Raw genomic sequence first — 21,049 nt, 5'->3', positions numbered from 1 at the left:
CTTATTCACATATCCACCTGTGAATAACTTAATTTGCTCTTTGCAGTCGATTGCGTGTCCATCCACAATTGGCCTTTCCAGTCTGATAGTACGCCATATTTGCCATGATATGCATAGATATCATGCATCGATCTACATGAGCTTCAACTGCCTGTTTCCCACGCTTGTGAACACGACGGAGACTGTATCCGTCTTTTAGAATGCCAAAGATTCTTTCGATGATCGTCCTGGCACTATATAACACTTCAAATGTGCGACCATGTTGCGGCAACTCGACATCTACTTGAGGCGTTTGATCAAAGTCTATCCTAAATACTCTTCCTTGTGCTGCCCCATTACAACATTCCGCGTGATTCGCTAGCGGGCAGGTGAGACCTTCTTGCTTGGCATTTGGATGAAATACAGGACAAGTGTAAATAAGCCCCCCAACCCCCCGAATCTTCGGGGGGCTCCCATTTGGATGAAATACAGGACAAGTGTAAATATATTGCCCCTTTGCCCGATCAGATCCTCTAAGTTCCATTTTATGTCCACTGATACAGATGGGAGTGCCGTACCGGTTGATTTTTTCAATCCCCCGGGCGGTAGTTGGTTTATCTTTACGGTTCCGTGGATTGATCGGTGCCACCAATTTCGCCTGTAATACATCCTTTGTCACTTTTTGATTTTCCGGCGTTTGGTAGATTCCATCTGCCAGGATAAAGCTCAACTGCTCAGCCATCTCGGGGTGCTCTGCCTTAAACGTTTCCAATGTCGGTTCTAATGTTTTCCCATCGGGTGTATTTCCTTTAAATACTTCCCGCGTCAAAGGCAAACCGGATTTCACCCCGCATACCATTGATAATTTATGCGCAATATAGGAAACTGCATTACTTTTACGCATTACCCCTACATTGTCGTCCGTAAGGACTTTGGGGCAATCGCAATTACCCTCACAAGAACACGTCTTCCTTGTTTTATTCAAGGTTGCTTCTGCCTCTATATGCGATGTATCCACGGCGGCTGCTTCCTCATTCGTTTCAACCACGCCTTCCCCTTTATTATATTCAACAACCAATAGCCGGGCTTTTTCCCAAAGACCATTTGTTGTCATGATTTGATCAAAACGAGCAAAGGAACGGTAGCTCGGAATTTTCTCCGTAAATCCACACATGGTGGCAAATAGCGGGTTTGATTTCACTTGCAAATAGACACTCTCCACCATCACTTCAATATACTGTAAAGAGGCCAGTTCAAAAGCACGAAAAAAGGGCATGAAAGGATGCGGTTTTCTCCCAGTGGAAGGGAGATGAAATAATGAAGACGCAGACTTGTCTTCTTCCTCCGTTATTGAAAATAGTGCCGGTTGTATTTCATTAGAAGGATCATGTGCTCTTTCATTTTTTAGGTGCAAATATAAAAGGGTGTAGTATTCTCGTTCAATCGGCTTAAAAATCTCCCATGGGAAACACATGGCTGGAATGACAAATGGTATATCGGCATAGTCTTGCCAATTGTGGGGAATCAAATTTTGTTGTATTGAAAAGTCTCTGGTTTGTGTTAGAATAGAAATAGTCATGAAATCACTCCCTGGATATTTGCTCGTACTTATATCTTAGCAAAGGAGTGGCTTTCATGGCTCTTTTTTTTCAAAAAAAATCATCCTTTTCCGTTTTACAATATTTTCCACAGGAATGAGTAGCCTAATCTATTGAAACCCGACTAAAATGGAAAAATTTAGACACTTATAATAAATAAATTTACCCCATTAAAATCAAAAACTCACAATTTATTTTTACATTTGTCATAATGTTCCTACAAACGTCTTTTTTCTTTAGTGGAATAAATCAACGACCTTTAATTGTCTGACTGCTTACAGTTTCAGGGGATATAGCATTTTGGAAAGCCCTAGTTAACGAAAGAAGTATTGCCGGACGGCACGACAAACAGCTATACGTATGATGCAGTTGGAAACCGGACGCAGGCAACGGTTTTATGAAAAATACTTGAACATCTATTGATCTTTGGAATTCTATTGATAGTACAAATTTATTTAGAAGAACATGAGATTTTGCCGCTACATGCTTTTAAAATAAGAGGCGATTTTAGTTGGACTACATTCCTTTTATAAGGAGCAATCTAAAGAGAGGGAAAAAATATACCGGTATGGCGGTTCTGAAAACGAATGGCCGGATCATCAATTATCGAAAGAAGTATTGCCGTACGACACAACCGGCATATACAGGAAAAGTTCCTCAATGAATCTGTTAAAAAACCAAAAATTGCTCAGACGCCTTCATCGGGGATTGCCATAACGTCATTCAAAAGCAAAAAATCGTGCTGCCGCCAGGGCCGGAAACAGGCCAAGGCGGCTTAGGCACGGGGATTTTCTTTAATCGATCGTTATCAGGCCATCTGTTGCTTTTGCACGGAGACTGGCCATGATTTGTACGCCGGAACTTGTGCCGATCCGTTCGGCGCCTGCTTTGATCATCGCAAGGAACGCTTCGGCGTCGCGTATGCCGCCTGCAGCCTTTACTTTTACGCCGTCCCCGGCAATTTCTTTCATTAACTTGACATCTTCTATCGTGGCCCCGCCTGTTCCAAACCCGGTAGAAGTCTTGATAAAATCGGGCTTCACTTTTCCGGCAATCCGGGCCAGCGCCTCGATTTCATCTTTTTCCAAATAGCAGTTTTAAAAGGTCACTTTTGAAATGACGCCTTCTTCCCTGCAAATGCCCGCAATGGTTTCCATCTCTTTTTCAATATAACGGTAATTTTTATTTTTCACTTCAGACCGATTCACGACATAGTCAATTTCGTCTGCCCCGTATTTGATCGCATCTTGTGTTTCAAATACCTTGGTTTCAAGCGTGGTCTGCCCGAGCGGGAAAGAAATGGCTGCGCCGACATGGATATCCGTACCCTCCAGCAAGTGTTTGCAAAGGGCGGTTTGGACGGAGTGGATCGCCACCATTTTAAAATGGAGCTGTTGCGCCTCCCTGCAAAGTGATTCCATTGCCGCTTGATCCGCGAACGGCTTTAAATGGGTATGGTCAATCATCTGTGCCAGCTGGTCGATTGTGTAATGTTTCATATTCTTCCTTCCTTTCATCATCCATCAATATCGTCATAACGCAAATTGCATGTGAAAGGGTTTGTCTATTTTGCGGCAGCGGGCAAAAATGCAATCGCTTTAAAAATGTGTATTAATATCTTTTACATATGGACTAATACAGTTTTGTGCAAAACAAGCATTTTATAATTTTTTTCATGCAAAAACCTTGTTTTTACCGCATATATAGGTTTAATATATAAATGTGAACTTTTTATGAACAAATATAGTACAGATTTATTTTTTACTATAACAGTTTGTATGCCAAATGCCGAAGGGTGCAAGAACAGCGGAGAAAGAAGGGATCATTGGCCAGGTTTGCCGCAATGCGGATAAAGGAATTAGGAGATTGAAAGCCGGCATTTAGGGGATACTAACGAAAAATAAATGGAAAAGAAGGGGATTGACAAATGGCAAAAACGATAGCGGATTTGCTGATTGATTCATTATTAAATGCAGGTGTAAAAAGAATTTATGGGATCGTCGGGGACTCTTTAAATGCAGTGCTCGACTCCATCCGGCGTTCCGGGCGGATTGAATGGGTCGGCGTGCGCCATGAAGAAGTGGCCGCTTTTGCAGCCGGCGCAGAGGCTACCTTAAATAACAGCATTGCGGTTTGCGCAGGCAGCAGCGGCCCTGGAAACTTGCACCTTATCAATGGGCTGTATGACTGCAACCGTTCGCGTGTGCCGGTATTGGCGATTGCCGCCCATATTCCGAGCAGTGAAATCGGAAGCGAGTATTTCCAACAAACACGGCCTGAATTGATTTTCAAAGACTGTGCGCATTTTATTGAAACAGTACAACGCCCGGAACAAATGCCTTTAATGGTAAATATGGCGATGCAACAGGCGGTCGCAAACCAAGGCGTCTCCGTTCTTGTTTTGCCTGGTGATGTTGCAGGCCTGGATGACAACGTAGCAGTGCCGCAAGTACCGGTCCATGTTGCCAAACCGGTCGTGAAACCGTCAGAAGAAGATTTAACACAGCTTGCTTCTTACTTAAACGACGGGAAAAAAGTAACGCTGCTTTGCGGTGCGGGTTGCCAGGGTGCCCATGACGAAATTATGGAACTGTGCAACAAACTGAAATCGCCAATGGTTGTCGCGCTGCGCGGCAAAGAATTTTTGGAATACGATAATCCTTACTTTGCCGGGCTGACAGGTTTGATCGGATATTCTTCCGGCTATGACGCCATGATGGAATGCGATACGCTGCTGATGCTCGGCACAGACTTCCCGTACCGCCAATTCTATCCGAAAAACGCAAAAGTGTTGCAGGTCGACATCCGTTCCGAACATCTGGGACGCCGGACACCGCTGACACTCGGCGTTGTCGGGGATGTAAAAGATACGGTTGAAGCTTTGCTGCCAATGATTCAGGAAAAAGACAGCAGCAAGCATCTTGAAAAACATGTCAAAGCTTATCAAAAAGTAAGAGAAGATCTTGATAAATTGGCTGTTGGCAAACCGGGACGCAAACCGATCCACCCGCAATATTTGACAAAACTGGTCAGTGATTTGGCGGATGAAGATGCCATCTTCACTTGCGATGTCGGTACACCGACATTGTGGGCGGCGCGTTACGTGCAAATGAACGGAAAACGGCGCCTGCTCGGTTCATTCAACCACGGTACGATGGCCAATGCGCTTCCACAAGCGATCGGCGCGGCTGTTGCACAACCTGGCAAACAAATTGTTTCACTCAGCGGGGACGGCGGCCTGTCCATGCTGATGGGTGACATGTTAACGCTCCGCCAACATAAACTGCCAGTTAAAGTCGTTGTCTTTAACAACACGGCATTAAGCTTTGTTGAACTGGAAATGAAAGCAGCCGGCTATCCGGAAACCGGAACAGGCCTTGACAGCCCGAACTATGCAGCCATTGCCGAAGCGATGGGCATGAAGGGGATCCGTGTGGAAGACCCGGCTGATCTGGAAGGGGCACTCCGTGAATCATTTGAACATGACGGCCCGGCCGTGATTGATGTTGTCGTAAACCGCCAGGAATTGTCCCTGCCGCCTAAAATTACGTATGAACAAGCACACGGCTTTACGCTGTGGATGCTGAAAGCCGTATTAAACGGCCGTGCCAATGAATTAATTGATTTGGCTAAAACGAACTTGATCCGATAATCAAAGAAAAAGCCCGGTATCCGTCATGGGAAACCGGGCTTTTTCTTTTAAATAAGGGTTTTTTCGTATTTTTGAATGGTGCTTGTGGCCGCCGAAAAGCTGCCGGAAAAGCGGGCCCGGCAAATGGTATGCAGGTTTCCGCGCACCGCCCAATATTACAGAAGGGGCGCCCCATCCGCCAGTTTCAGGCTTTTGGGGCGCCCCTTTTTAGTTATTCGTTTTCCAAATGGAGCAAATTCAGCAGTTTAAAGAACAGGCTTGCGATAATGGCGACAACTGTTGCAAGCCCCATCCCGCTTAATGAGGCGGTACCGATATTGATCGTTGCGCCGCTTAAGCCGACAGCGAGAACAAGGCAGGTCAGAATCAAATTTTGTGATTTTCCGTAATCCACTTTTTGTTCGACAAGCATCCGCAGGCCGCTTGCCGCAATGACGCCGAACAAGAGTAGAGAGATGCCGCCCATAACCGGCTGCGGAATCGATGAAATGAGCGCCGCCAATTTTCCGCAGAAGGAAAGGATAATGGCGAGGACCGCAGCACCGCCGATCACCCATGTTGAGTAGACACGCGTAATTGCGAGCACACCGATATTTTCGCCGTACGTCGTATTTGGCGTGGCACCGACAAAACTGGATATAATTGTGGAAATTCCGTTTCCGAGCAAAGACCGGTCAAGCCCGGGGTCCTTGGTTAAATCTTTTTTGACAATATTGCCTGTAACGATTAAGTGGCCGATATGTTCCGGAATGATGACGAGCGCTGCCGGCGCAATCATCATGATGTCGGACCAGTTCAGTTTGATTGGATAGTACGTTGGCAATGAAATCCAGGCTGCCTCCTGGACGGGTTTGAGGTCGACAATCCCGAATGCCAGGGAAATCAAGTAGCCGCAAATGATCCCGATTAAGATCGGAATGATTTTAAGAAAGCCGCGCAGGGTGACCCAGCAGACTACTGTAATGGCAAGTGTTAATAAGGAAACCGTGATGGTCTGCGGGTCCGGGCTCCAGTGTTTCACGGAAGCACCCGACTGGACAAGGCCTGCCATCTGGGCAGCGGTCGGGACAAGCTGGAGCCCGATAACGGCTACGATCGCGCCCATTGCAGCAGGCGGAAAGACAACCTCAATCCAGCCCGTGCCGGCAATTTTAACGATAAGCGCAGTGATGACAAGAATAATGCCGACTGCAAGGAATCCGCCCAATGCGTAACTGTATCCGGTAAGGCCCGCATGTTTTGCAAGAACGGCAAATACCGGCGAGATGAAAGCAAAGCTGGACCCGAGATAAGCCGGGATTTTTCCTTTTGTGATCAGGATATAAAGCAGCGTCCCGATCCCGTTCATGAATAAAATGGTCGCAGGATCAATTTTAAACAGGACAGGAACGAGAACGGTTGAACCGAACATGGCAAACAAATGCTGAAAACTTAGCGGCAGGCTTTTGAGAAAAGGTAGTTTTTGGTTAACTTGAATTTCATGCTGTTCCATATTTCTCCCCCTCAATGGATTGGTAAAATGCGAGGCAGGGGTTTTCCAGGAAGTGCCCTTTTGGCAAAAAGAAAGCACCTTGCCCGAATGAAAGCAAGGTGCATGGAAGTGCACATTTATCCGGAACCTTGCCAGCCTCACGGGACTGTTTTAAAGGCATTCATTCATCTTTTGTCCTTGCTATTATGGCAGTTCCAGCCGGGTTTGTCAATTCTTATTTTGCATTTGCCGGCTTTTGAACCGCGGGATGTGCCAAGTTTTCTATCGCCATGGTGCCCCCTTTCCCGGCGCTTTATCGGACTGGTGTTGGCTGTTTAGAAAGTTCTTTTCCCGATAACCTGTTGAGCGATGATTGCCCTCTGGAAAAAGGAGCCATCATACAAATCCTCAAGTCATCTTTCCTTGGAATAACACCACCTTTTAAAAGGCAGATGCTTTACTCTCCGTCCTCTTCGAAACTTATGCGAAGGCCTTTTATTTTTCTTAAACGATCCATTTCATACTGGTCATCGGTCAATATATAAGCCATTTGTTCATGTGCAATACTCACCAGCCATGGATTCTCCGATTTGTAAAAAGAAAGATCCTCAGGGAGTATTGGCTGTTCCCATCCGAACAGGGATTTAGAAAACTTTAGAATTTTATCCTTTGACAGTTCATTTGCGGAATAATAATATACATACGCCGTTTCACCATCCAACTCAGTCCCTGCCCATTTAGATGTTTCTTTCTTTTCTTTTAGAAAAGGATGCAATTCATTTAATACAGGATCGTAATCATTCAGTGGACCAAATTCTTTTCGAATCACCAAATGAAATATATCACATCTTTCAAATGCAAAATCGATTAAATCTTTATATACCTTATTTTTGGGATTTTTGTCTATATATATCAAACTTACCACTCCTCAACTCATTTAACTAGGGGCACCGAAAAAAGAATGGGCACCTGCTAGACGTATGCTTTTTCCATGTTTATACCCAGTAACTGGATGATAATGATAAAATTTGTTCTTGCCATTCGAATCTTTCTCTGCCGCAGTAACTTTTCCTATAGGGCTGGCGCTCTTTGCAATAGATTTAGCACGCTCTTTACTGTCGGACCAAGTATTATCATGGCTTTTCAACCTGCTCACCGCTTTTGATCGGGAAATTCCATCACCAATAAATAAGCCTTTTTTCTTATCAAGGTACGCTTTAAAATAATGATAGTTTTTGTTTCTCTTTTTTATAAACTCGGAGTATGCAATATATGTAGCTCCAGATATGGTTACTGCTAAAGAAGCAGCTAACAAATGTGAAAGTAATACTTCACCTATTTCAACTCCTATCGGAATTAAAAATGCAAACGATGCTTCGGCAACATTATTATCAAAGTAATATTTTTTATCTGTATCTAAGTCGATAAATACTGCTTTAATTTTGTCACCATAAGCATCTTCTATTTCAACAGCATATTTCTTTGTTAAGGTATTGCCACCATGTTCTGTTTCCTTGGAAGTTAAAGTAACTTTGTTTGTATCTTTATCCAACTCTGCAGTTACTGTTGCTTTATCGACATCATCTTGTATTTCTGTTATGTTATTAGAAGTATCATCAGTAAAATCAAAATTTTTCTCAGATATATCACTTTCTAATGTAGCATTATTATACTCAGAATTTCCAGTACTATCTTCTATATCTTTTGACGAGTTTTCACCAAAGTCGATATTATTGCGCTCTGCACTCTCGCTATTAATGTCTGTGCTTACTTTTAATGTGATTGAATTGGCAGTATCAGATACTTTTACTTGACTGCTATCTATACCTTGTTCTTCAAGTGACTTTTCAATGTTCTTAGAATTTATTTCATTCATATTTATGGAGTTATCGGCAAATGTTGCTTTTTGAGGTAAAAGACTCAAGAAAATTATTACTACAATAATGCAACTAATGAAACGTAGACTCAGCTCTGAAGAGTAAATTCATCAATTTTTAGATGTTTTATGATAAAATGACTTATCCACATTTAGAAAATTTTTCCATCTATTTTTTCTGCTTTCAAAGTCAAAAAGAGCCGAATTTGCAAATTTCTTTTTTAAAATTGTGGATAACTTCAAAAAAACCTTTTTTTACATCACATCCTTTGCTATAATATAACCATTAAGTAAACCTTACTTGTATTGGCTTACTTAAATGGGTGAAATCCTCGTCTGTTAAAATGCGTGTCCGAAACGATTCCAACAGATTTGAGGATTTTTCTTTTGCCGTTTTTTTGAGTGCTTTTAAGATTGACGAACCTTTTTCAAACAGCTGTCTAATAATATCTGTTATTTGAACTAATAAATAATGATTTTTCATGGCTGTGTAGTTTTGGCTATTGGCATGTTCTATATTGTAACGATTATTTTTTTGTTCGTTAAATCCTTGATTTTCAATCTTCCAGCGGCTTCTTCCTGCAGCGATGAGTCGTTCCACGTTCTTTTTCGTGATTTTAATATCCGTTATAAATACATACTCTTTCGATTTCCCATCCTCTGTTTTCATTGTGGCCTCCATCAGATTGACCGTTCTGTCTTTGTAGGCAATATCATTCACCCAAACTAATGAATTCTGATCCTTACTTTGTTCCAGCTCTTTTATTGCCTTAAACTCCGTCGAGATACTTTTAATTCTCCCTTCCTTAAATCTGCATATATATTTCCATTTGTGCGCCCTGCACAGATTAAATACCGTTTCACATGCATAGAGACTATCTCCCAAGATACAAATCGGTAGTCTTTTAAATATTTTTTTTATTTTCTTTGCCAGCCTGTCGAAGGCTTTTAATTCACAATCTTGCTTAGAAACATTTTCTGATTCATTTTCGATAAATTCGGAGGCAATACTGAAGACCATATCCCCCACGACAAGCTTGGCTTCAAGTACATGGTGCATATAAAGTACGTTCGTTTCTCCTGTTTCTTTATTTGTATATGCCCGTCTCAGGCAGTGTTTACAATGTTTCTCATGAAAGGTGTGTAATCCAGTTCCATCAATGATGACACCCCAGTACTTTCCTTCAATTCGATAAGACTCGAGAGACCTTTTTTTCAATAATTCTTTAATCATATACGTTCTAATTTTTTCTAATTCATTTACATCTAAGCCAGATAAAAAGTCGTTAATTGTATCATAATGTGGAAGTTCTTCAAGAGAATCTAAGCCTAACACCTTCCCTACATTTTTAATACATTCTTCTTTATTAAAACTCTCACTCATGTTTCTCATGGATTTTAGGCCGGTCATATTTTTCAACATCATCGTAAATAAAAGGACCTCTGGACCATAAGTGATATAGCTTTGATGTCGGTGGTCTGCTACCTTTTTTAGGTTATTCATCAGGTCTTTGAAAAAATGCTTCTGAATTTTAAGGAACTCGAAAAAATAATTTGCTTCTTTTTCACGATTTCTTTTTTCTTTTCTAGTAACCAAAATAAAAACCCCCTCAAAACAGCCAAGTTTAATTAGGGCTTGCTGAACGAATCAAATTTTAGCTTGTATTCGACTTGTCACTAAGCCATGCCAAAATATTCGTCCAGCAAGCTCTAATTATTTAAATTATTACATATTTAGCCGCGTTTTTGGGAGGTTTATTTAAATTATCACGAAAAATTTTTACTCCTCAGGGCTGACGTAGACTCCTCATTTTTCTCACCCCTTAATAAATTAACATCCTGTAGTCATACTTTGATTTACATTGAAGCTTTTTAATTGATATGCTTTTCTTTTTAATAGTTGTCATAACCTTCGCATGGGATGTCATATCGTAGCCGCTACCAATTAATAGTGAAAACAATCCTGTTACAAAAGCCGCAGACATAGAGGTGCCGTTATATAAAGAATAGGAATTGTGAATATTGGTACTTAATATATCCTTTCCTGGTGCTACGACATCCACTTTACCTTTCAATGAAAAGTTAAGTAAATTGTAATTCTGATCGAGAGAACCTACTGAAATAACATTTTTATATCTTGCGGGAAAATCGGCATTCCCAATATAGTTATTTCCAGCAGCAGCAACTACAATTATTCCGGAATTTATAGCTTTATTTACAGTTTTTCGTAACATATCAGAATCCGCCTTAAAGCCAAAACTAATGTTAATAATATTGACATGTTGTTCAATACACCAATTTATTCCTTTTACTACTGATTCCAATGTCCCTTTGCCTTTTTCGTCTAAAACTTTAACAGAATATAATATAGAGTCAGGATTTACCCCAATTACACCGATACTATTATCTTGTGCAGCAATTATTCCGGCAACAGCTGTTCCATGTCCCAAAACATCTTCAGTTTTGCTTGAACTTATCGAATTAATTGCATCAAATTCTTTTATAACTACATTTTGTAGATCAGGATGATTTTTTTTAATTCCGCTGTCAAGAATTGCGACTTTAACTCCATTTTTAATATTCAATCCTCTTTTTATTGTTGCCTTTACACCCCATGGAGTTATTTGTTTATTAGCATTTCTTTTAAGCAGGGTAAGATCGTCAACTTGTTTTGCATTCTTAAAGGGTTGTATACAATTTGTACTATTTTGATGTTCCCTTCCTTTCTGATAGTTTTTTTTAGAGATTTTAATGCTAATAAGTCCAATAGATCCGAATATTAATACAAACACTACTAATACAAAAACAAACATCTTAAACCATTTTGAAATATTGTTCCCCCCTTTCAATGAATTATATTTTATAGCAAGACTGTTTTTTTTGTCAACACAGTTTTTTGTTTTTTTTTAGAATATTTAATTGAATCTCTTAAATAGGGCTTGCTGAACGAATCAAATTTGGTCAGATACAAGCCAAATTCCGATTATCAAAATATAAAATAGTGTTGTGTAAAAATTTCAAAAAAAGAACCCTGAGCTTGCGCTCCAGATTCAGTATGAGGAATTGAAGGGCTACTACTGTTTCGCTGGTCTCCTGAAGGCGTGCTCGAATAAGGCCCAGCCCATACTTGCGCTTGCCTTCGCCAAATTTGCCTTCAACGGCATTACGTTCAGAGGCATCCTGCCTTGCGACGCGTTCCAAGGTTTTGTCTTCCGTTCTGGATGGGCGTCCTAACCTTGGCCCACTCAGACGAATGCCAAGAGATTTGCAGTATGCCAGATTATTACGGTTTCGGTAAATTTTATCTGCCAAGATCGCTTCCGGATAAAATCCGAACCGGTTGTAGTAGTTTTCAACAGATTCCTTGAGAGTGGTCCCTTCATTGTAATTTTCCCAGTCGAGGTGCTCAATCAAGGCATAACCATCTACGACACTGATGGCGACTTTTGAACCGAACTCCACGTTCGCTTTTGCCTTGCCGCGCACAATTGGACGGACATGTGGCTGGGAAATGCTTACAATCCGGTGGTCAACCCGGTGTGTTTTCTTTTTGTACATTTCTGCCTGTTGGCGGTAAAGTTCATGAATCACGAGAAGTTGCCTGTATTCATCTTTGCTTAAAAGAGACAGAGAGCTTTGGGAAACAAGATTTTTAATGATCTCCAGATCTCGTTTCACATATCCGAGCTGTTTGCCTACAGCTTTCCGGATTTTCCGGGCGCCAGCTTTACGTTGCTTAGCGACAGAAAGATAGTCCTTGCGGGCTCTTTTTCTGTAGGTCCGTGGCTTACGTAATTTCCCTTTGTGTGGTTCATGCAGGACATCAATGATATGTTCCAATTTCTCACGGGCTTCGTTCAACAACCCGAGGTCTGTAGGGTAAGCAATATCAGCCGGTGCACAGGTTGCGTCCAAAATGAGCTTTCCTCTGTTCTTCGTTTTGGGAGAAGCCGATTCAGTTGAATGCTTTTCTGAATCGGAACCGGAAGGCTGAAGATCGCCACGATCATGATCATGATCATTACGATCTTCATCATCATGATCGTCATCGTCGTGATCCTGATCATCATTGTTGTCGTTTTCCTTAGATGCTTCTTCCAATTGGCGTTTTTGTTCTTCCAGAACGATCCATTCATTCAGTTCGTTGATGATATTTGCGCCCAAACGTTTTCTAAAACGAGTCATCAGAGAATGGTCGAATGGGGCTTTTTCCTGGAATTCAGGCAAGCCGATAAAATACTGAAGATACGGGTTTTCTGTGATCTGTTCGACTGTTTCCCGGTCAGACAGCCCAAGCCGTTCTTTGATATAAAGAGCCCCAAGAGCGATTCTGACAGAATAAGCCTTTTCGCCTTTGAATTTCTTCTTGAAGGACTTGGCATACTTTTCTTCGGCCATCCACCAAGGAATCATTTCAGCAAGACGGACCCAGCGATTTTCTTTATTTAATTTCCCACCGAATGGTAGAAAAAAATCATCTACAAAAGTTAATTGATGTTCGGTCTTTTTGTACATCGTAACAGCCTCCAAGTGCAAGGTTTTTTACGTGTTTCCTTTGAAATCCTTACACTTTATATTCGACAAAAGTAGCCAAAATCCTTGTCAAATCTGGAATTTTTGCTTATTCAGCAAGCCCTAAATAGGGCTTGCTGAACGAATCAGATTCGGTCACAAACAATCCAAATTCCGATTATCAAAATATAAAATAGTGTTGTGCAAAAATTTTAAAAAAAGAACCCTGAGCTTCCGCTCCAGATTCAGTATGAGAAATTGAAGGGCTACTACTGTTTCGCTGGTCTCCTGAAGGCGTGCTCGAATAAGGCCTAGCCCATACTTGCGCTTGCCTTCGCCAAATTTGCCTTCAACGGCATTACGTTCAGAGGCATCCTGCCTTGCCACATGTTCTAAGGTTTTGTCTTCCATTTTGGATGGACGTCCTAACCTTGGCCCACTCAGACGAATGCCAAGAGATTTACAGTATGCCAAATTATCACGGTTTCGGTAGATTTTATCTGCTAAAATCGCTTCTGGATAAAATCCGAACCGGTTGTAGTAGTTCTCAATAGATTCTCTAAGGGTGATCCCTTCATTGTAATTTTCCCAGTCGAGTTGCTCAATCAAGGCATAGCCATCTACAACGCTAATGGCGACTTTTGAGCCGAATTCCACGTTCGCTTTTGCCTTGCCACGCACAATTGGACGGACATGCGGCTGTGAAATGCTCACAATCCGGTGGTCAATCCGATGTGTTTTCTTTTTGTACATTTCTGCCTGTTGGTGGTATAGTTCATGAATCACGAGGAGTTGTCGATATTCATCTTTGCTCAAAAGAGACAGGGAGCTTTGGGAAATGAGATTTCCAATGATCTCCAGATTCCGTTTCACATATCCAAGTTGTTTGCCGACAGCTTTCCGGATTTTCCGGGCTCCAGCTTTACGTTGCTTAGCGACAGAAAGATAGTCCTTGCGGGCTCTTTTTCTGTAGGTCCGTGGCTTACGTAATTTCCCTTTGTGTGGTTCATGCAGGACATCAATGATATGTTCCAATTTCTCACGGGCTTCGTTCAACAACCCGAGGTCTGTAGGGTAAGCAATATCAGCCGGTGCACAGGTTGCGTCCAAAATGAGCTTTCCTCTGTTCTTCGTTTTGGGAGAAGCCGATCCAGTTGAATTCTCTTCCGAAGCAGGACCGGAAGGTTGATGATCACCACTACTATGATCGTCATCATCATGGTGATCATCATCGTTGTCATTTTCCTTAGATGCTTCTTCCAATTGGCGTTTTTGTTCTTCCAGAACGATCCATTCATTCAGTTCGTTGATGATATTTGCGCCCAAACGTTTTCTAAAACGAGTCATCAGAGAATGGTCGAATGGGGCTTTTTCCTGGAATTCAGGCAAGCCGATAAAATACTGAAGATACGGGTTTTCTGTGATCTGTTCGACTGTTTCCCGGTCAGACAGCCCAAGCCGTTCTTTGATATAAAGAGCCCCAAGAGCGATTCTGACAGAATAAGCCTTTTCGCCTTTGAATTTCTTCTTGAAGGACTTGGCATACTTTTCTTCAGCCTTCCACCAAGGGATTAATTCAGCAAGACGGACCCAGCGATTTTCTTTATTTCATTTTCCACCGAATGGTAGAAAAAAATCTTCTACAAAAGTTAATTGATGTTCGGTCTTTTTGTACATCGTAACAGCCTCCAAGTGCAAGGCTTTTTACACGTTTCCTATAAAATCCTTACACTTTATATTCGACAAAAGTGGCCAAAATCCTTGTCAAATCTGGAATTTTTGTTTATTCAGCAAGCCCTAATTAAGTAAACTTTTCTCTTGACTTCCAGCATAAAATGAATAAAATAGTTAGAGTACCGAAAGTTTACCCTCTCTAAATAATTGAAACGCTTTCTTTCTCCCGCTTGAGTGGCGGGAGTTTTCTTCAAAACTTCTGCCAAACGAAAAACCATCTGCATTTCCGGCATAGTTCCGGTATACAACGTTTACACTAACATCATGAATGGGGGATTGGAATGGAAACAATGAATACAAAAAATAGTTCTATCAGGATTGTCCCTTTTTTTGCGGTGATGATGGCTGGCGCACTGGTGGCGTTTTTAAACCAGACGCTGATTAATGTTGCCCTCCCGCAAATTATGAATCATTTACACATTTCCGCTTCTACGGCAAACTGGCTTTCTACGATTTACATGCTCACAAACGGGATTGTCATTCCGGTCACGGCGTACCTTATGAGCCGATTTACAACAAGACAGCTGTTTTTGTTCTCCATTGGGCTGTTTGCGGTGGGGACGCTGATTTGTGCAGTCGCACCAGGGTTTTCTGTGCTGCTCATTGGCCGGGTGGTCCAGGCGGCCGGAGCGGGGATTATTTTTCCGCTGATGACAAACGTCATTTTCGTGCTGTTTCCACCTGACCGGCGCGGTTTTGCAATGGGGATTTTCGGCGTCGCAATGAACTTTGCACCGGCAATCGGGCCGACGCTTTCCGGGTGGATTGTGGAAAACCACTCGTGGCGGACGCTGTTTTTCATTATTTTGCCGATCGCAATCATTGACTTGATCTTCGCTTTTGTTTTTGTAAAAAATGTGACGGAAACGAGCCGGCCGAAACTTGATAAAATCGGTGTTATTTTGTCTTCGCTCGGTTTCGGCGGTATTTTATACGGATTTTCAACCGGCGGCACGAAAGGCTGGGACAGTGTGGAAGTAATGACGACGCTGGCAGTCGGGGTGATTGCTTTCGGCTTGTTTGTCTGGCGCCAGTGGGTCATAGACCATCCCATTTTGGAATTCCGCATTTTCCGTTATCCGGTGTTTACGTTAACGATGGTGATTAATATTATTGTGACGATGGCATTGTTTTCGGGTATGATTTTAATGCCGATTTATATGCAAAACGTGCGTGGTTTCTCGCCGCTTATGTCCGGGCTGATGCTTTTGCCGGGCGGGGTCATCATGGGGATTATGTCGCCGATTACAGGGCGGCTGTTTGACCGCTATGGTGCAAAATGGCTTGCTTTAATCGGGCTTGCCATTACCATTGTGACTACTTTTGCATTGACCCGTCTGAAATTGGATACATCTTTTACTTATGTCGTCACCATTTATACGATCCGTAGTTTCGGGATTTCTATTTTGATGATGCCGATCTTTACGGCCGGGTTGAATGACCTGCCGCTTGCGATGAATAAATACGGCACTGCGATGGTGAACACCTTCAGGATGGTAGCAGGCGCTGTCGGGACGGCCTTTTTTGTCTCGGTCATGACGAATAAAGGGATTGCGCATACGAAGGATATTATGGTCTCCAGTCAAATTTCCCCTGCGGATAAAATTCATGCGGCGCTTGCTGCAAGGCAGGGAACGGTGATGGGGATCAATGATGCCTTTATGGTTGCCACCTACCTGGCTGTGATTGCCTTTATTCTTGCTTTCTTTATCCGGAAAACCATCCCGCGCGACAGCCTTCCGGAAAATACAGCCCAGCAGGTAAAACCGATAACGGAATCATAATCAAAACGCGGTGTCCTAAAGCCGGCAGTAGCTGGCGAAAGGACACCTTTTTATCTTGTCCAACGGCATGAAAGAGGCCTGCCTTTTTATTCTGGTGCAGCGGGGTGTTCAAACTAGCCCTCTCTGAAATGATTTTAAAATCTCTGCAAATGCCTGTTTGGTTTTGGTGGAAAAATATAAATAGGGCTTGCTGAACGAATCCGACGCTGAGTTTGTGCCCAATTTATCTGCAACCTCTGTCTCAAAATATAGAAGAATCCATTTGCGAAAAGGGGTGATTTGATCTTCTCCGGACGTTGAATCGGCTTTCGCGTGCAGGCATTTCCCTGGATTTGTTGTAAACCCTTGCATTTAAATGATCGCCAAAGCTGTCAGCATCCTTGCCAAATCTAGGAATCTCGCTTATTCAGCAAGCCCTAAATACAAAAAAACCGCTGGAAATTCACCTATTCCAACGGTTTTTTTCATTTCTGGCCTTTTTAAAAGCCCCGGCAGTCGAAATATCGGCTGTTTTGTTTACGCTCTTGCTTCAAACCGTTTTGCAATTTCAACAATGACTTGGACGGCTTTTTCCATTGTTTCCACTGAAACGTATTCGTATTTGCCGTGCATGTTTTCCCCGCCGGCAAAAATGTTTGGCGTCGGCAGCCCCATGTAAGACAGCTGTGACCCGTCCGTGCCGCCGCGGACAGGAGAGATGACCGGCTCAATGCCAAGGCTCTTCATGGCGTCATGCGCAATATCGACAATTTCCTTTACCGGTTCAATTTTTTCTTTCATGTTGTAGTATTGGTCGGCCAACTCTAGCGTAATATTTTCATCACCGTATTTTTCTTTTAAGCGGTTGACAATCGACTGGAGGTTTGCCTTTTTTGCCTCGAATTTTTCGCGGTCATGGTCGCGGATAATGTAGTACAGTTTTGTTTGCTCGACATCTCCGTGGATGGACAGGAGATGATAAAATCCTTCATAACCTTCCGTCCGTTCCGGCACTTCATCCTCGGGCAGGAGGTTGTGCAGTTCCATCGCAATTTTTGCCGAATGGACCATTTTCCCCTTTGCGCTCCCAGGGTGGATATTATTGCCGCGGACTGTAATTTTAGCGGAAGCGGCGTTAAACGTTTCATATTCGAGTTCACCGAGCGGGCCGCCATCCATCGTATAGGCAAAATCGGCACCGAACGTTTTCACATCAAATTTATGCGGCCCTCTGCCGATCTCTTCATCCGGGGTAAAAGCGACTCTGATTTTGCCGTGTTTGATTTCAGGGTGCTTAAGCAAATAGTCCATGGCCGTCACAATCTCCGCCACGCCGGCTTTGTCATCGGCGCCGAGCAGGGTCGTGCCGTCCGTTGTAATCAAAGTTTGGCCGATATAATTTTTTAAGTTCGGGTATTCATCCGGAGACAGGACAACCCCTTGTTCTTTGTTCAAAACGATGGCTTTCCCGTCATAGTTTTCGACAATCTGCGGATTGACGTTTTTCCCCGTAAAATCTGTCGCCGTGTCGACATGTGCCAAAAATCCAATTACCGGGACTTCTTTATCGGTATTGCCTGGCAAGGTGGCAAAAAGATAGCCGTTTTCATCCAGATGGACTTCTTCCATGCCGATTGATTCCAGCTCATCGCGAAGCATGCGGAGGAGTGTCCATTGCCCGTCTGTGGAAGGGCAATGGACACTCTCTTCGTTAGACTGTGTGTCGACCTTAACGTATGTAGTAAATCTTTTCATTAACGCTTCTTTCATCATCTTCACTCCTCATTTTCAGTATGTCTATATTTTACCAAACCCAGCCCAAAAGCTTGTATTTATTCGCAATATTTTTGGTAAAAAGTGCCGAGCGCATATTTATAATTCGGGTGCCACGGTTTGTCTTTTCCGCAATAATGGATAAATACGGTGTGCTTTTTGATCGACTCTATATCCTGTTTTTTGATCAACGCGGCACGTTCAAAAAACCGGGCATCATAGTTATACCGGTAGCTTTCGGCAGGTTTTATTTTGTTCCAGAACAAGGCATTGAATACATCTTGATCGGGCAGGAGCAGTTTCAGTTTATTTTCTTCAATAAATTGAAAGATGTCCTCCACTTTAACATGCTGCCGGATCAGTTCCAAATTCATGAGGAGAACGCCGGTGTTAAAATATCCTTTTGCATTCGGTGTCCGCAGGCGCATTTTATTGATCAGGCGGGCCTTTTTTGCCGAGTGTTCATGTTCGCATGCAATAAAAAAATGCCCTTCAAAATCTGTATAATAAAATGCGGCAGCAGGGTTGATACAGACAATGTCAGGATCGAGGTAAAGAATTCTGTCAAGATGCGCCGGCAAAAACAAGTGGGCAGTAAGCCGGTAGTACATTTCTGAAGTGTAATGCCTGAGGACAGGCGCATCTTTAAACAGATCCGGCGGAATCCGGACCGGGAAAAAATGGTGTCCTTTCTCTTCAACATAGTGATGTAACTCGGAAAGTTTTTCTTCAGAAATGGTGGAATGCAGCAGGTAGATCGAAAACTCTTCTTCAGGATTGTTTTGGACAAGAGAGTTTATTAACACTTTTAGGGGAGGAAGGTAATTTTCATTTAACGTAACAAGGATATTCATGGCTTTTCCACCTTTTGGCTGTAGTTTCAACTACTTCCATGATACAGGTTTCTTTTTCTGCTAACAATCCTTTTGGGTTCCGGGTACGGGCCTTTTTCATCGTACAATCATCACTGCCCGCTCGTGCCCTTATAGGTGAGAAAACATTGCACCCTCTGGCGTTTCCACAGAAAAAAGCCTGCCATAAAAATGGTCAGGCTCTGAGAAGTGACAGTCTTTCCCAAGGCTTTGAAAGCCAGCGCCGGGTGGCAAAGATGCCCCGGAACCATTCATCAATGCCCTGGGCAATCCAAATACCGAGCAGCCCAAGCCCGAAATGCACCCCAAGGACATAGCTTAAACCGGCTGCAAATACCCACATGGAAAAAATGCCAATCATGACCGGGAAGCGGACATCGCCTGCTGATTTCAGCGAACTCATCAGCACGATATTCATGGCCCGCCCCGGTTCTGTAAAAACAATGGCCCAAAGAATCGGGATGCTGACGGCGAGAATGTCTTCGCTTTTCGTAAACACGTGCAAAACAGGTGAGCCGATGAGCGCAATCACCAGCGAAGTAAAGAAAGAAGCCATCATGGCAATCTTTAAAGTTTTCATCCCGCGTTTTAGAGCGCGTTCATACGTTTTTGCACCGACATACCGGGCGATAAGCAGCTGGGTGCCGGATGCAATGGCGAGGGTGAACAAATAACAGATCATCGAAATATTATTTAAATAAACGCGCGCAGCCAGGGATGCTTCCCCGAGTACGGCGATAAACCCGGTAATCACCAGCTGGGAAAACTGGTAGGAAAAATTTTCGCCGGCTGAGGGGATTCCAATCTCAAGCAATGCACGGATATCTTCTTTCTTTATAGAAATGATATCACGGATGCCCATTTTCAATGTGAGCCTGCGGTAGACAAGGAAAAGAAGCGCCGATACCGCAAAAACGCGGGCAACCACAATGGCCCACGATACCCCGATGACGCCTGTAACCGGGAGCCCGAAAATGCCCGTAATGGCCAAAATGTTCCCGAAGATGCTGATTAAATCCATTATAACGGTGACAAGCATCGACTCTTTTGTATAACCGTGGCTCCTCAGCACTGCGCTTAAAGCAAGGGAGATGGACTCGAGAAACAGGGAAGCCCCGCAAATTTTGACAAATGTCAGCGCGTATTGATAAACCCTTCCGTGAATGTCGAAAAACCCGAGGAGCAGTTGCCCAAACAGAAAAACAAAAAGCCCGACGGCAAGGCCGAACCAAAAATTCAGCCCGAAAGCGGAATGGGCGACCTGGCGCGCCTCTTTCATTTTCCCGGCGCCAAGATTCTGCCCGATCAGGATAATTGCACCGACGGATGTGACATTAAAAATGAGAATAAACATATTCAACAGCTGGTTGGCCACGCCCACCCCGGCAGCCGCATCATCGGCGTAGTGGCCGAGCATAAGGGTTGCGATGATCCCGATCCCCATATGCAAAGAAAGCTCAATAAAGAGCGGCCAAGAAATCTGAAACAGGGTCTGGTCTTTGTAATATTGCTGTTGTGTTGTCAACAATTTCCCCCCTTTTATATGATACCCCAAGCCTTTTATACCGGTTTTGTTGCCAGGCCTGGTGGATGTTCATTCTTCAATACTATGAAACATTGTAGCCTTTATTGCCGCACTGTCAATTGGAATTTTGGAAAAACCCGTGAATTTTTTATGGAGGAGCGGATATTGCTCCTATTTGCGTATTTGTTTGCATGTTTTCAAATCTGTTTACATGTTTACACAAGCGCAAACACTTGTATACAAAAATGCAAACTTGTTTGCAAAGCTGTAAACATGGCTTTATGGCAACATTTT

The 21,049-nt window shown here is 43.0% G+C and carries 12 protein-coding genes and 2 pseudogenes; 2 read left to right on the top strand and 12 right to left on the bottom strand.

The features are described from left to right. Positions 1–28: 28 nt before the first annotated feature. Positions 29–1,558 (bottom strand): transposase, encoded by a 1,530-nt coding sequence (locus NSU00_RS15525; RefSeq protein WP_340703882.1) that lies wholly within the window; start codon positions 1,556–1,558, stop codon positions 29–31. Between the two features lie 813 nt (positions 1,559–2,371). Then, positions 2,372–3,043, bottom strand: a pseudogene (deoC, locus tag NSU00_RS15520) (deoxyribose-phosphate aldolase). Between the two features lie 461 nt (positions 3,044–3,504). On the opposite strand from deoC, the gene poxB reads away from it, so the two are divergent. Then, positions 3,505–5,229: a ubiquinone-dependent pyruvate dehydrogenase gene (poxB, locus tag NSU00_RS15515; RefSeq protein WP_340703131.1), complete on the top strand. Its 1,725-nt coding sequence runs from the start codon at positions 3,505–3,507 to the stop codon at positions 5,227–5,229. A 211-nt stretch (positions 5,230–5,440) separates the two neighbouring features. Here the strand turns inward: poxB and uraA are convergent, their stop codons facing one another. The 7 genes and pseudogenes from uraA to NSU00_RS15480 all read right to left on the bottom strand — a co-directional run bounded on the left by uraA (position 5,441) and on the right by NSU00_RS15480 (position 14,765). Further along, on the bottom strand, positions 5,441–6,721 hold the full coding sequence (uraA, locus tag NSU00_RS15510; RefSeq protein ID WP_340703130.1) for a uracil permease: 1,281 nt from the start codon (positions 6,719–6,721) through the stop codon (positions 5,441–5,443). Between the two features lie 436 nt (positions 6,722–7,157). After that, complete coding sequence (locus NSU00_RS15505; RefSeq protein ID WP_019720302.1) at positions 7,158–7,616, bottom strand: hypothetical protein; 459 nt, start codon at positions 7,614–7,616, stop codon at positions 7,158–7,160. A 21-nt stretch (positions 7,617–7,637) separates the two neighbouring features. After that, positions 7,638–8,624 (bottom strand): SAR2788 family putative toxin, encoded by a 987-nt coding sequence (locus tag NSU00_RS15500; RefSeq protein WP_340703881.1) that lies wholly within the window; start codon positions 8,622–8,624, stop codon positions 7,638–7,640. A 238-nt stretch (positions 8,625–8,862) separates the two neighbouring features. Then, a complete protein-coding gene (locus NSU00_RS15495; protein ID WP_013858128.1) occupies positions 8,863–10,173 on the bottom strand; it encodes a transposase family protein in 1,311 nt (436 codons plus the stop codon). A gap of 226 nt (positions 10,174–10,399) precedes the next feature. Further along, positions 10,400–11,389 (bottom strand): S8 family peptidase, encoded by a 990-nt coding sequence (locus NSU00_RS15490; RefSeq protein ID WP_019720300.1) that lies wholly within the window; start codon positions 11,387–11,389, stop codon positions 10,400–10,402. Positions 11,390–11,537: 148 nt separating this feature from the next. Beyond that, entirely contained in the window at positions 11,538–13,091 is a 1,554-nt protein-coding gene (locus NSU00_RS15485; RefSeq protein ID WP_265114716.1) for an IS5 family transposase, read from the bottom strand. 153 nt (positions 13,092–13,244) lie between these two features. Continuing rightward, a pseudogene (locus NSU00_RS15480) lies at positions 13,245–14,765 on the bottom strand (IS5 family transposase). Between the two features lie 338 nt (positions 14,766–15,103). On the opposite strand from NSU00_RS15480, the gene NSU00_RS15475 reads away from it, so the two are divergent. Beyond that, positions 15,104–16,606 carry a DHA2 family efflux MFS transporter permease subunit gene (locus tag NSU00_RS15475; RefSeq protein WP_340703880.1) on the top strand — a complete coding sequence of 501 codons (1,503 nt, stop codon included), beginning with the start codon at positions 15,104–15,106 and terminating at the stop codon, positions 16,604–16,606. Between the two features lie 516 nt (positions 16,607–17,122). Here NSU00_RS15475 and pepT read toward each other — a convergent pair. From pepT to NSU00_RS15460, 3 genes are all read right to left on the bottom strand, one after another. Continuing rightward, positions 17,123–18,355 carry a peptidase T gene (gene pepT / locus NSU00_RS15470; RefSeq protein ID WP_340703935.1) on the bottom strand — a complete coding sequence of 411 codons (1,233 nt, stop codon included), beginning with the start codon at positions 18,353–18,355 and terminating at the stop codon, positions 17,123–17,125. Positions 18,356–18,417: 62 nt separating this feature from the next. After that, the gene (locus NSU00_RS15465; protein ID WP_340703879.1) at positions 18,418–19,212 is read right to left on the bottom strand and encodes a glycosyltransferase family 8 protein; all 795 of its coding nucleotides are present in this window, start codon (positions 19,210–19,212) and stop codon (positions 18,418–18,420) included. A 193-nt stretch (positions 19,213–19,405) separates the two neighbouring features. Next, on the bottom strand, positions 19,406–20,755 hold the full coding sequence (locus NSU00_RS15460) for an MATE family efflux transporter (RefSeq protein WP_340703878.1): 1,350 nt from the start codon (positions 20,753–20,755) through the stop codon (positions 19,406–19,408). Between the last annotated feature and the right edge of the window lie 294 nt (positions 20,756–21,049).

The sequence above is a fragment of the Weizmannia sp. FSL W8-0401 genome (assembly GCF_038009125.1).
Classification (GTDB): domain Bacteria; phylum Bacillota; class Bacilli; order Bacillales; family Bacillaceae_C; genus Weizmannia; species Weizmannia coagulans.
This window is presented reverse-complemented; position numbering and strand designations above follow the sequence as displayed.